Origin of the sequence: Streptomyces sp. BF23-19 (assembly GCF_041106355.1) — a bacterium.
In the GTDB taxonomy this organism is placed as follows: Bacteria; Actinomycetota; Actinomycetes; order Streptomycetales; family Streptomycetaceae; genus Streptomyces; species Streptomyces virginiae_A.
The window spans coordinates 5,262-17,896 of record NZ_JBGBPT010000021.1 but is presented as its reverse complement, the minus strand read 5'-3'; the positions used below and the strand labels follow the sequence as shown (position 1 = coordinate 17,896).

At 71.4% G+C, this 12,635-nt stretch carries 12 protein-coding genes; 5 read left to right on the top strand and 7 right to left on the bottom strand.

Annotated elements, in window-relative coordinates:
* Positions 1 to 65: 65 nt before the first annotated feature.
* Together AB8A24_RS14495 and AB8A24_RS14490 are read left to right on the top strand one after the other, a co-directional pair.
* Complete coding sequence (locus AB8A24_RS14495; RefSeq protein ID WP_328964388.1) at positions 66 to 896, top strand: PP2C family protein-serine/threonine phosphatase; 831 nt, start codon at positions 66 to 68, stop codon at positions 894 to 896.
* A 61-nt stretch (positions 897 to 957) separates the two neighbouring features.
* Positions 958 to 1,941, top strand: coding sequence for an MASE1 domain-containing protein (locus tag AB8A24_RS14490; protein WP_328964389.1), 984 nt, complete (start codon positions 958 to 960; stop codon positions 1,939 to 1,941).
* Positions 1,942 to 2,070: 129 nt separating this feature from the next.
* Here AB8A24_RS14490 and AB8A24_RS14485 read toward each other — a convergent pair whose 3' ends face one another.
* The 5 genes from AB8A24_RS14485 to AB8A24_RS14465 form a co-directional block, all read right to left on the bottom strand.
* Entirely contained in the window at positions 2,071 to 2,325 is a 255-nt protein-coding gene (locus tag AB8A24_RS14485; protein ID WP_328964390.1) for a hypothetical protein, read from the bottom strand.
* Positions 2,326 to 2,911: 586 nt separating this feature from the next.
* Positions 2,912 to 4,099, bottom strand: coding sequence for a cytochrome P450 (locus AB8A24_RS14480; RefSeq protein WP_369475944.1), 1,188 nt, complete (start codon positions 4,097 to 4,099; stop codon positions 2,912 to 2,914).
* The gene (locus AB8A24_RS14475; protein ID WP_369475942.1) at positions 4,096 to 5,169 is read right to left on the bottom strand and encodes an MAB_1171c family putative transporter; all 1,074 of its coding nucleotides are present in this window, start codon (positions 5,167 to 5,169) and stop codon (positions 4,096 to 4,098) included. The genes AB8A24_RS14480 and AB8A24_RS14475 overlap by 4 nt, the downstream gene beginning before the upstream one ends.
* A complete protein-coding gene (locus tag AB8A24_RS14470; protein WP_328964393.1) occupies positions 5,166 to 5,288 on the bottom strand; it encodes a hypothetical protein in 123 nt (40 codons plus the stop codon). Before AB8A24_RS14470 ends, AB8A24_RS14475 begins: the two co-directional genes overlap by 4 nt.
* Before the next feature lie 254 nt (positions 5,289 to 5,542).
* Positions 5,543 to 5,920 carry an FKBP-type peptidyl-prolyl cis-trans isomerase gene (locus AB8A24_RS14465; protein WP_328964394.1) on the bottom strand — a complete coding sequence of 126 codons (378 nt, stop codon included), beginning with the start codon at positions 5,918 to 5,920 and terminating at the stop codon, positions 5,543 to 5,545.
* A 462-nt stretch (positions 5,921 to 6,382) separates the two neighbouring features.
* Here AB8A24_RS14465 and AB8A24_RS14460 point away from each other — a divergent pair, with 462 nt between their 5' ends.
* On the top strand, positions 6,383 to 7,774 hold the full coding sequence (locus AB8A24_RS14460) for a DUF5685 family protein (RefSeq protein WP_369475939.1): 1,392 nt from the start codon (positions 6,383 to 6,385) through the stop codon (positions 7,772 to 7,774).
* Between the two features lie 441 nt (positions 7,775 to 8,215).
* Positions 8,216 to 9,715 carry a DHA2 family efflux MFS transporter permease subunit gene (locus AB8A24_RS14455; RefSeq protein ID WP_369475937.1) on the top strand — a complete coding sequence of 500 codons (1,500 nt, stop codon included), beginning with the start codon at positions 8,216 to 8,218 and terminating at the stop codon, positions 9,713 to 9,715.
* Positions 9,716 to 10,071: 356 nt separating this feature from the next.
* Here AB8A24_RS14455 and AB8A24_RS14450 read toward each other — a convergent pair whose 3' ends face one another.
* Together AB8A24_RS14450 and AB8A24_RS14445 are read right to left on the bottom strand one after the other, a co-directional pair.
* Entirely contained in the window at positions 10,072 to 11,130 is a 1,059-nt protein-coding gene (locus tag AB8A24_RS14450; protein WP_328964397.1) for a tetratricopeptide repeat protein, read from the bottom strand.
* Complete coding sequence (locus AB8A24_RS14445) at positions 11,127 to 12,386, bottom strand: 26S protease regulatory subunit (protein WP_369475935.1); 1,260 nt, start codon at positions 12,384 to 12,386, stop codon at positions 11,127 to 11,129. The genes AB8A24_RS14450 and AB8A24_RS14445 overlap by 4 nt, the downstream gene beginning before the upstream one ends.
* A 62-nt stretch (positions 12,387 to 12,448) precedes the next feature.
* Between AB8A24_RS14445 and AB8A24_RS14440 the strand changes: the two genes are divergently transcribed.
* On the top strand, positions 12,449 to 12,635 hold a 187-nt coding region (locus tag AB8A24_RS14440), incomplete at its 3' end, for a hypothetical protein (RefSeq protein ID WP_369475933.1).

The following is a 12,635-nucleotide window of genomic DNA, read 5'->3' as shown; positions in this document are numbered from 1 at the left end:
TGTGGAGGCGCACGGGAGCAGCGGCTACGGTGAGGTGGGGGCGCTGCGGAGAGCCAGGAGCCGTGATGCGCGGACACCGTCCCGAGCAGCCCGACAACGTGCAGGAACTTCTGGTCGCACTCGGACAGCTCGTCGATCAGGCCCTGGACCGGATCGAGTACCAGCGGGCCAGGGTCGAACTGGCCCAGGCTCTGCAACGCCACATGCTCCCACCCGGGCTGCCCGAACTGCCCGGGCTGCGACTGGCCGCCAGGTACGCGCCCTCCCGAGGCGGTCTGGAGGTGGGCGGCGACTGGTACGACGCCTTCGTCATGCACGACGGGTCACTCGGGCTCACGGTCGGCGACGTGCAGGGCCACGATGTGGAGGCCATCGCCTTCATGGGGCAGGTACGCACCAGCCTGCGCGCCCTCGCACAGACGACCAGCGACACCCAAGAGGTACTGGGCCGCGCCAACGATCTGCTGATCGCCATGGGGCGCGGCCTCTTCGCGACGTGCTGTTTCCTGCGTTTCGACCCGGCCAGCCGCGATCTGACGGTCTCCCGGGCCGGCCATGTGCCCATGGTCTGGGCCACGGCCGGCGGCCGTCACGGCATCGCACTCGACCTCGGCGGCCCGCCGCTGGGCATCGTGCCCGGGGAGCGGTACCCGGTGACCCACCGGCGTCTGACCGAGGCAGGGGTGCTCGTCCTGCTCACCGACGGAGTGGTGGAGGGCCCGCACTACCCGATGGAGTCCGGTCTGGCCGAGGTGGAGAAGCTGGTGCGCGCGGGGTTCGACGCCGATCCCGACGTGCTGGCCTCCGCCGTCGTCAAGGTCGCCGACCTGACGGGACACCGCGACGACGCCGCGGTCCTCGTCGTCCGCTACGACGGCCCGCAGGAGCCGGACTGACCGATGGCGGTCGCCGGTCCCTGGGGTCGCCGGTGCCGGGATCTGAGCGCAGACTGCTGTCGTGGGCAGCGCGGAGATGGGTCGTATCGGGTCCACCGCGCTGCGCATCCTCGCCGTCGCCGCCGTCTACTACGGGGCCGCGCAGGTCGGCCTCCTCCAGCAGCTGGTGCGCGACCAGGTCACCCCCCTGTGGCCGCCCACGGGCGTCGCCCTGGCCGCGCTGCTCATGATGGGGTTGCGCGTCTGGCCGGGCATCGCGCTCGGCGCGTTCCTGGTCAACGTGTCCCTCGGGCCGTCGCTGATCTCCGTACTGGCCATCACCGCGGGCAACACACTCGCTCCGGTCTGCGCCTGTCTGATGCTGCGCAGAGCCGGGTTCAGGAACGAACTGGACCGCCTGCGGGACGTACTGGCATTGGTCTTCCTCGGCGCGTTCGCCGGGATGTCGATCAGTTCGACCATCGGCAGCGGCGTACTGGTTCTCTCCGGAGCACTGGACGCGGGCGACTTCTGGCCGACGTGGTCGGTGTGGTGGACCGGTGACGCGATGGGAATCCTCGTCGTCACGCCCTTCCTGCTGGTGCTGCGCAAGGCCCGGTGGCCGGTGCGGGCCCGAATCGGCCGATGGTTCGAGGCGGTGGCGCTGGCGCTCGGTACGGTTTTCGTCACGCTCCTGGCGACGCGGACGCGCGACTCGAACCTGCTCTTCCTCGTCTCGCCGTTCTTGATCTGGGCGGCCTTCCGCTTCCGACTGGCCGGGGCGGCGCCGTGCGCGCTCGTCGTGGTGACGCTGGCGATCCTGGCCGCCGACGGCGACCGAGGCCCGTTCGTCGGCGAGGACGTCGTCGCCGGCATGGTCACGCTGCAGGCCTTCAACGGCACGACCGCGCTGACGGCTCTCCTGATCGCGGCCGTCATCACCGAGCGCGACAGAACGCATGAGGAGATCAAACAGCTCTGCGCGCGGCTCGCGGAGGTGGTGTCCCGGATGGAGCCGCGGCCCGACTCGTACCGGCACCCGCCTCAGGACCGTCCGCCGCCGTGACACCCCGGTGGGGCACCCGGCGGCCGAACCGGCCCGCTACGCCCCTGGTCTCACCGGCCTCCCGCGCACGGAAGGGCCGGCGCGGGTGTGCCCGCGCCGGTCCGTCCGTCCGTGCCGAAAGCTGCGCGATCAGCAGTCGCCGTCGTCCCAGCCTCCGCCCCAGTCGTCATCGTCGTCGTAGTAGCCGTGGCCGTGGCCGCCGTAACCGTGGTGGCCGCCGTACCCGTGGTCGTCGTCGTCCCAGCTGCCGCCGCTGACGTACGTGACCGAGTGCGTGGGGGCCGCTGCCGAGGCCGTACCTGCGGCTCCGAGGGCGGCGCCGCCTGCCATCAGGACACCGATGGCGGACACGGCGAAGAGCCGCTTCACTCTCAGTGCTTGCATGATTCCGAACCCTTCTTGTCGTTGACGTGCCACGCACTTCGGGACGCTGAAGAACGCCCTCCCGCGCAAAGGGGTGGAGCGCGGGTGCGTGGATGACCGCATGGCTGCGACGCGCGATTCCCCTGTCAACGCCGCCTGTTGGGGCGGCGGACCTCCAGGCCGACACGCGATTCCTCAAGCAAGGTGCTTGGGCGCGCTCCTGCGGGCTGAGTGTTCCCCGCAGTTGCGGTTCTCACTTAGTGACGCTAGTCCCATATCCGCCGCACGGCATCTCGGGATGAGGGGATCGGGTCCGGACGATCGTGCTCGGGTCCGCACGATCGTCGCCGACCGCGCCGGTCGGCCGGCCGCAGCCGCAGGGCTGACGCGGCGCGGCCGGGCCCTCTCCCGAATCCTGCATTCGGGGCAAGCCGGGAGGGGCCGCAGCGCGCGGAACACGCTGCGTGTTCAGGTTAGAACCGCATCGATGCGCCATGCACGAAAAAGGACCCGGTCAGCCCATCGGGTGACATCCGAAGCGAACGGATGACTCGAACCACCCTCGCGGCCAGGGCAGTTGTGTACGGGGCGGGAGAGGGTCAGAGGGTCAGAGGGTCAGTGGGAGGGTGGTCAGGCCGCGGGTGAGGCGGGTTCGGCGCCAGGTCAGGGATTCCGCGGGGACGGCCAGGTGGATGTCCGGGAAGCGGGTCACCAGGGTGCGCAGGGCGATCTCCGCCTCGGCGCGGGCCAGGGGGGCGCCCGGGCAGCGGTGGATGCCGTGGCCGAAGGAGAGGTGGCCGCCGGCGTCGCGGTCGAGGTCGAGGCGGTGCGGGTCGGGGAACGCCGCGGGGTCCCGGTTCGCGGCTCCGGGGGCGATGAGCACCGGGAAGCCCGCCGGGATGTCGACCCCGCCGACCCGCAGGTCCTGCGTGCTGTGGCGGAAGGTGGCCACGCTCACCGGGGAGTCGAAGCGGAGCAGCTCGTCCAGGGCGCCGGGGATCAGGTCCGGGTCCCGGCGCAGGCGGTCGAAGGCCTCGGGGTGGCGGAGCAGGGCCAGGACGGCGTTGCCGATGAAGTGGGTGGTGGTCTCGTGCCCGGCGACCAGGATGAGGGCGGCCAGGGAGACGATCTCGTCCCGGTCGAGGCCGCCCGCGTCGCAGTCGCGCAGGAGGGAAGGGAGCGGGCCGTCGCCGGGGGTGGCGCGGGCTGTGTCGATCAGGTGGGTGAGGTGGTCGCCGATCCGGTGCGACGCGGCGTCGACGCGGTCGGTGTCGGTCGCGTCGAAGAGGTCGTGGGACCAGCCGGCGAGCGTGGCACGGTCGGACTCCGGCACCCCCAGCAGCTCGCAGACGACGGTGACCGGCAGGGGTACCGCCAGGTCCGCCACCAGGTCGATGTCCGTACCCGGTCGCCACGCGGCCACGAGGTCGTCGACGACCCGGGTGATGTACGGGCGCAGCTCCCGGACGCGTCCGGTGGTGAACAGGGGCGTCGCCACCCGCCGGTGGCGGGTGTGCGCGGGTGGGTCGCTCGCCAGCATGTTGCGGGAGATCGCCGGGTGCAGGTCGCGGTTCGAGGGCCGGTCGGCGAAGAAGCGGGCCGTGTCCTTGGACAGACGGGGGTCGGTGAACGCCTCGCGGGCCTCGGCGTGGCCGGTGATCAGGTACGCGTGGTGCCCGCCGGAGCCGGTGGGGACGCGTCGCACCGGGCAGCCCTCGCGCAGCCGGTCGTACGTGGGGTAGGGGTCGGTGAAGAAGCGCGGGTCGCGCAGGGGGTCCTGCCGCGGGGCGGTCATGAGGCCGCGCCCGTGTGTGCGCCTGCGTGCTCGCGTGCCGGGCGGCGCGTGTACGCGCCCGCCACGAGCAGCAGCCACGCGGTCTCCGCCGGGAGATCGCCCTTGCGGGAGCGGGTACCGGCGGCTGGCGGGGCCTCTTCGCCGACGAGGGGGAGCCCGGAGCGCTTCGCGTCGACGGCCGCCGCGATGACCGCCGCCTCCACCTCGGCGTCGCACTCGGGGGTGTCGGCCCCTTTCTCGGCGTGGCCCGGGTCGGGCACGACCTCGGGGACCGCGGCGGTGACCTCCCGCCACAGGGGTTCCAGCGCGGTGAACGAGGTCCGTTCCCGGCGACGGCGGCGCAGTCGGCTGAGCGGCCACAGCAGGGCGGGGAGGGTGAGTCCGACGGTGATGAGGAGGACGGCGACGGCGGGCGCGGTCACGCTGAACGTGCAGCGCAAGGGGGTCAGCGGCGTCGAGCACCGGGCGTGGTCGGGTACGAGCCCCAGGCCGAGGCCGATGGAGACCAGGGCGAAGAGCTTGTACGCGGCGTGGACGAGCGCGAGACCACAGCCGACCGAGGTGGTGCGCAGGCCCCAGCGCTGACTGGGGCGGGTCGAGCGCTGGGACTGGGCCCAGGTCTGCAACAGGAATTCCTTGGCCGTGTACCCCAGGAAGGAGATGTGGACGAGCACGTAGCACGCGTGCAACACCGGGCTGCGGCCGGTGAGTTGTTCGGCGAGGAAGAAGGCCGTCATGCCTGCGACGCAGAGCGCGAGGGCGATGACGCGCAGTCGGATCTGCCGGTGGGCCCGCTCGCGCTCCAGGTTGAGCTGGAAGAGGAAGGCGAGGACCGAGGTGGCCGCCGTCAGGGTGAAGGTGTTGCTGAGGAGCCGGGCGACGTGAGGGACCACCGATTCGACCGCGCGCTCCACGGCGGGGGCGTAGGAGGCGAAGGCGAGGGCGAACGAGGTCAGCAGCGCCGCCATCGCCCAGGTGCCCGTGGGGCGGTGTCCGCCGCGCCCGCGCACCCAGTAGGCGGCGAAGCACAGCAGCACCACGGCCGTGCCGGTGAAGAGGATGTTGATCATTTCGGGCGACGCTTCTTCTTCCTGTGCGGCTCGGCGAACAGCGCGTCCCAGCTCTCGGCGCCACTGGCGGGCCGGCTGGAGGGGACCTCGCGTCCCCGGTACATGAGTTGTCGGATCACGCCGGCCATCACCTCGGCCTCGCGTTCGGGCCGGCGGCGCCGGCCGGGTCGGGGCCGAGCTTCACGGGGGTGGGTTCGGTCGACGTCCCGGAGCGCCGTGCCCATGACCGACGGCGAACACCGCGCCCGACCGCGGCGCGTGGGTCGATGCTTCCTCGGCTTGCTCCAGCGCACGGTGCCGTGGACGAGTGGCCCACCGGCCCCATCGATCAGCGGGCCGGCCGACAGGCGGGCCGGGGAGAAGCGGGCCTTCCTCAGACCACGGAGAGCAGGTCCACCACGAAGACGAGCGTGGAACCCGCCGGGATCAACGGCGAGGGGGACTGCTTGCCGTAGCCGAGGCGCGGGGGAATGATGATCTCGCGCCGACCCCCGACCTTCATCCCCCTGATTCCCCGGTCCCAGCCCTTGATGACCCGGCCGCCACCCACGGCGAACTTGAACGGCTCGCCCCGGTCCCAGGAGGCGTCGAACTCCACTCCGGACTCGAAGGTGACCCCGACGTAGTGAACCCGGACCACCCTGCCCGGCTTCGCCTCGGCCCCGTCCCCGACGACGATGTCCCGAACGGCCAGCTCCTGCGGAGCGTCACCCTCCGGAACTTCGATCTCGGGCTTCGTCAGTTCACTCATCGCAGCCTCATCACTCTTTGCCGGTCCCTCGAACAGACCGGCCGGGCGCATGGTCACTCCATGCAGCGGACGATCGCGCCACCGAGAACGCCGATCGACCCAAGTACATCAAACCCCACACAGCAGGTCTTGCGGCCGTCAGCCACCCGAGAGGAGGCGCTCGCGCTCGGCCGCCACGATCTGCGCGACGAGGGCGGCCCCATGAGAGGCTCGGGAGAACCCATCGACCGCCGGTGACGCTCGACGGGACCGCACCCGGTCCTGGTCGTTCGTCACGTAACGACCTCGGACGCTGTCGTACTCGACTCCGCGGACACCCCTCGGAAGGGACCATCTAGGATGTCGGCCGCGCGTCGATGTCACATGCGGTTGACGTCGCGCCGGGTCGTGCCTCATGTGCAGTCTTGCGTCCGTGAGCCGTGCGACCGGATGCGGGTAGCTGTTCCTAGGGGGAGAACTTCGGTGTTCGGAATCATCAGGCCATGCCGTCATCGCCTGGGCGAGGGCTTGCGTACCGAGTGGATGGCGCATCTGTGCGGGCTGTGCCTGGCTTTGCGCAGCGAATACGGGCAGTTCGCGAGGGTGGCCACCAACTACGACGGCCTGATCGTCTCGGTGCTGACCGAAGCGCAGTCGGAGCGTACCGGGGACTGGCGGCGGGGTGCCGGTCCGTGCCCGCTGCGCGGGATGCGGTCGGCGGACGTGGCGCAGGGTGAGGGTGCGCGGCTGGCGGCGACGGTGTCGCTGGTGCTGGCCGCAGCGAAGATGCGTGACCACGCGACCGATGGCGACGGCTTGCTGGGGCGCCGCCCGGTGGCGCTGGCGGCACGCCGGATCGCCCACAACTGGGACCGTGCGGGAGTCGCGGGCGGCGAACGACTCGGCTTCGACACCACGCTGCTGCTCGGAGCGGTCGAGCGCCAGCCGGACATCGAGCGGTCGACCGGCCCCGGTGGCTCGCTGCTGACGGTCACGGAGCCTGCGGAGACGGCGACCGCAGCCGCCTTCGCGTACACCGCAGTGCTCACGGACCGCCCGGGCAACGCCGAACCGCTGGCGGAAGCGGGCCGTCTGTTCGGTCGGCTGGCGCATCTGTTGGACGCGGTGGAGGACCTGGACGCGGACGTGGCGTCCGGCGCGTGGAACCCGATCGCCGTGACCGGCGCGGACCGCGCCGAGGTGCGCAGGCTCTGTGACGACGCCGTCCGTGGAATCCGATTCGCCCTGTCCGACGTCGTGTTCGTCGACGGGCGGCTGGTGTCGGTGCTTCTGGGAGGCGAGTTGGAGCGTGCCGTCGATCGAGTCTTCGACCCTCGGCATCGTCACCATCAGCACCGCCGCCAGGTGCGGGGCCCGCGCATGCTGCCCTGGCTGGGACGCCGTGCGGAGACGGAAACGCCCTCGGGGACCGGCACGGGCGCGGCCTGTGGCGTAGGGGAGCTTGCGGGCGTGGCCCCGGAAGGCGGGGTGATGTCGTCGGGCCGGTCGTCGCAGGGGCAGTGTCGGCGGTGTCGCGAGTGGGGCCGGTTGTGTGGCGGTTGCGGGTTGTGCTCCAGATGCTGCCGCTGCAACGAAGACTCCGGCCAGGATGACGGAGAGTCCTGGCAGTTCGGCGACGGCAACCGCAACGGCGCCTCGTCGAGCCGGGATGGTTCCGGCAGGGACGGTTCCGGAGGCGACGGCTGGTTCGGTGGCCAGGGCGGCGGCAACTCGGGTGGCTCCTCCAGCGGTTCGGGTGGCAGTCATGGGTCCGGTGGCTCTGGCGGTTCCGGTGGTGGCTCGGGCGACGGCTGCGGCGGTGGCGGCGGTGGCTGCTGCAATCCGTGCAAGTGCTGCTGCGACTGCTGCGACTGAACGACGGGGGAGCCTGGTTCCCCACTCGGCGGGGAACCAGGTGCCGCACTCCTCGTCCCTGTGCGTCGACGACGGCGTACGCCACCGGCCGTACCGCCCACCCCCGTGCGACGCGGTCGGTCGAGCGGCCATCCGTGGGGGAGAGGCCGACCACGGACTCGAAGAGGGGCCGGACCGTTCAGGCGCGGACCTCGGCCGGCGCGGCGGAAGACCCAGGCTCCAGGCGCCCGGGAAGGAAGGGTGTGCTTGGTGCCGGTCGTCCCGGAGCTCGGCGCCGGCCTGCCCCGGAACGCATGTCTCGGCCGTTGCCGGTCGGCAAAATGGTTTGAGCTCGGGCGGCGGCACCGGCAGGATCGGCGAAGACCGATGAGTTCTTCCCGGCGCCGCAGTCTGTCAGTGTGACCGCCACGCGCGGAGGACACTCACATGACGGAAGGCGCCATGCCCGCACCACACGAAACCCCCACCCTCTCGCCCGCCCGCGTCACCGCCGTGCTGCGGATTCTCGTGCTGTCCACGTTCGTCGTCCTCCTCAACGAGACGATCATGGTCAACGCGATCCCGCGACTCATGCGCGATTTCGAGGTCACCGCGGCAGCCGCAGGCTGGCTGTCCACGGCCTTCATGCTCACCATGGCTGTCGTCATCCCGGTGACGGGGTGGTTCCTGCAGCGCGTGACGACCCGGACCGCCTTCGGCCTCGCCATGGCGCTGTTCCTCGCCGGCACGGCCCTGGCCGCGGCCGCGCCCGCCTTCCCCGTACTGCTGGCCGCCCGCGTCGTCCAGGCGAGCGGCACCGCCGTCATGATGCCGCTGCTCATGACGACGCTGATGACCCTCGTACCCCCGCAGGACCGCGGCCGTGTCATGGGCAACATCACCCTCGTCATCTCCGTCGCACCCGCCCTCGGCCCCGCCGTCTCCGGTGTGCTGCTGCAGCTGGGGTCATGGCGCCTGCTGTTCTTGGCCGTGCTTCCCATCGCCGGAGCCATGGCCATATTCGGTCGGCGCAACCTGGTGAACATCGGCGAGCCGCAGGCCGCCCCGATCGACTGGTTGTCCGTCCCCCTGGCGGCAGCGGGCTTCGGCGCCCTGGTCTACGGTCTGAGTGGGCTCGGTGCCGAGAACGCGGCCCAGGCTCCCGTGCCCCCGGAGGTCATCACCCTGGTCGGCGCCGTGCTGGTGGGCCTGTTCGTATGGCGTCAGCTGGCACTGCAGCGCTCGTCCGCACCGCTGCTGGACCTGCGTGCACTGACGTTCCGTCACTTCTCCGTGGCGCTGGGTCTGATGTGCCTGTCCTTCATGGCCCTCATGGGTGCGTTCATCCTGCTGCCGATCTACCTGCAGGAGGTGTGCGGCCTGACCTCACTGCAGACCGGGCTGCTCCTCATCCCCGGCGGCCTGACCATGGGCCTGCTCGGACCACAGGTCGGCAAGCTCTACGACCGATTCGGCGCACCGCGCCTGGTCGTACCCGGAGCCGTGCTCACAGCGCTCTGCCTCGGCCTGTTCGCCCTCACGGGCGAACACACCTCGCCGTGGCTGGTGCTCGCCCTTCACGTGGCCCTGAGTGCGGGCATGGCGTTCGTCTTCACCCCCGTCTTCACCTCCGGTCTGTCCGTACTGCCGCCGCACCTCTACCCCCACGGCTCCGCCATCCTGGGCTCGCTCCAACAGGTCGCGGCGGCCGCCGGCACCGCCCTGGTCATCAGTGTCATGTCGGGACACGCCGCCACGGCAGCGGCCGAGGGCGCCGACACCACCAGCGCCCTCGCCACGGGCATCCGGTGGGGATTCGGCATCGGCGCCGTTCTCGGCGCCCTGGCCGTGCTGGTCGCGTTGCTGATCCGTACCCCACCCGCTCCGCAACCGCCCGCTGCGTCAAAGGCCCAGGACGAAGACGGCACCACGAAGAACGAAACCGCCCACACACCCACCTGACGTCCCGGCCGCCCGGGTTGGTCCGTGACCGGTCCGCAGCTGCCGGTCCGGAGTGGAAGGGGCGTGGGAGGAACCGGGCGGAACAGGAAAAAACCGATAGCCGCGTCGAGTGAATCGAGCAAACGGCGCCTGACGGGCAAAAGCCCAGGTCAGGCACCGTTCTTCGCGCTCCTGGAAGAAGCCGAGCCGCTTCGGCGAGTAGGAGATTCCTCGAGTGCCGGTGGTACCCGCGCCACACCGCTCCTGACCAGGCGGGTCGTCGGGGTCGCCGGCGAAGTGCTGGGCGGCGGGTGCGACGGCCTGCTCGTGGCGCCCCAGGTCGAAGAGGGCGTTGGCCTGTTGCAGGGCCCGGCCCTTCAGACCTTGTCCCGGTCGTGGCTGATGCTGAGCAGGTTCGGTACGAGTGCCAGCCAGAACAGGACCTGAGGGACGGTGCGCTCGCTCCACGGAAGAGCGACGAGCAGCAGCGCGCACAGGGTGGCCCAGGCGGCCTGGCCGAGCACGACCCTGGGCCAGAACGAGCGGCGCACGAGCGCGAACACGGTGAGCTGTGCCCCGGTCCGCAGCCGCCGGTAGCGGCGCCAGGCACCGAAGCCCCACACCACGGCCATCAGGGTGAGCGCCCACAGCCGGGTGCCGAGATGGACGGGCAGCTCCTTCGCCTCGCCCCCGGAGGGGAAGACGTCGACGGTGACGGCGGCCATGACCAGACAGAGCAGGGCGAGCCATCGGGTGCCGCGGAGCATCCGGTAGACGGCCCTGTCGAGGTCCTTGCGGAGCGCGTCGGAGTGCGGGGCGGCCGCGAGCCCACCCGCGTACAGTTCGGCGGCCCGGGCGGCGGAGGTGCCGGCCTTGGCGGCCTCGCGCTCGGTGGACACGGTGACGGCGAGGGTGTGCGTGGGGTCGACGCGGAGGATCTGCCGGATGGCCTCGTCGGCCAGCTCTGTCCGCTCGTGGAACGTGGCGACCTTGTGCATGGTCACCCACGTGTAGGTGTCCTCCGGGCCCTCCCGCACCGCGACCTCGGCGTGCTCGAGCGCCTCCTCCGGGCGGTCCGGGGCCAGTTCCAACATCAGCTCGGCGAGCTGCCGTCGGGGTCCCCAGGCACACGGATCGATGCGGATCGCCAAGCGCTGCGCCGCCTCGGCCTCCTCCAGCCGGCCCAGGTGGCGCAGGGCGTAGCCGCGGACGAAGTGCGCGTCGAGGAAGCCCGGTTCGAGCCGCAGGGACTCCAGCGCGGCGGCGAAGGCCTCGGAGTACTGGCCCAGGGTCAGCAGGCACTGGCCGAGCAGGCTCCACGCCTGGTGGTCGTCGGGGTTCTCGGCGAGGTGGCGGCCGACCGCTTCGCGCGCCTCCTCCGGGCGCATCATCTCGTAGAGCATCCGGGCCCGTTGGACCTGTGGGTGTGTCGTCACAGCTTGCGCTTCTTCTTCAGGTAGGTGACCAGGTCGTCGTAGATGCCGCCGTCGTTGGCGAACATGGCGACGTTGCGGGCGGAGGCGAACCAGGATTCGCTGGACGGCTTGATCTGCTTGGTCGCGTTCAGGAGGTCCCTGGTGCCGATCATGCGGACGGTGCCGGAACGGGCGGAGTCCAGGAGCGCGTACTCGGCCGCGCTCTCGCAGAGATGGGCGAGGTCGGCACCCGAGAAGTCCTCGGTGGCCTTGACGATCTTGCCGAGATCGACGGACTCGATGGGGCGATCGCGCAGGTGGTAGCGGAGGATCGACTCCCGGGCCGGGGCATCGGGCGGCAGCACGAGCAGGGTGCGGTCCAGGCGGCCGGGGCGGCGCAGGGCGAGGTCCACGTCCCAGGGGACGTTGGTCGCGGCGAGCACGAAGACGCCTTCGTTCTGTGCGGCGTTGATGCCGTCGAGTTCGGTGAGGAGCTGGTTGACGACGTTGCGCAGACCGCTGTGGTGCATGCGCGAGCGCTTGGCGCCGAGCGCGTCCAGCTCGTCGAGGAAGACCACGCAGGGCGCCTGGCGGCGGGCGGCCTCGAAGATGTCGTGGACGTTCCTCTCCGAGGTGCCGATGTACATGTCGAGGATGTCGGAGAGCGAGATCGACATGAAGCCGGCACCGAGTTCGCCGGCGACGGCCCGCGCGATGAACGTCTTGCCGCAGCCGGGCGGGCCGTAGAGGAGCAGGCCGCCGCGCAGCGACTTGCCGTACAGCTTGCGGAGTTCGGGGTTGCGCATCGGGGCGAGGAAGGCGGCTTCGAGCCGGTCCTTGACCTGCTGCATGCCGCCGACGTCGGCGAGGCTTACGTCGCCGGGGGCGTCGATGTTCCAGGCGGACGCATCGGCCGGGTCGCCGCTGCCGTCCGCGGTCAGGGGGGCCTCGGTGGCGTCGCCCGCGGCGGCGGGGTCAGCGGGGTCGGCGGCGAAGCGGGGGCCGACGACGCCGGCGACTTCCTGCTCGGCGGCGGCCCAGTCGAAGGCGGGGGGTCGCGTGCCGACCGCGGGCAGTTGCATGGCGCGGACCATCAGGTCCCGTACGGCTTCGTCGCCCGGCGCGTGCTGCAGCGCGACCGCGGCTTGCGCGACGGCCTCGTCGTGCCTCCCCTCCGCCAGGAGCAGTTCGGTGAAGTGCAGCCGCAGCGGCACGTCTTCGGGAGCGGCGGCGACAGCGGCCCGCAGGCTACGGATGAGAGGTGACTCGTCGGACATGGGGTCAGCCTAGAAAGCGGTCTGCGGCTCTCCTTCAGCGGGTGCCGTCAAGATCGACAGGCGTGGGGAGCGCGTTGGTCCGGCGGCGCGTAGCCGTTACTCGCGTCGACAGCGCCGAGACCACCATGGGGTACCACCGCGCCTCGCCCAAGGCGCCGCTCCGGTCCGAGGTTCTCGTCGACCTGCTGCCAGAGGTCGACCTCTCGGTGGACGGACGTGAGGATCGGCGCCCGAAGCGGCAGGGGCCCC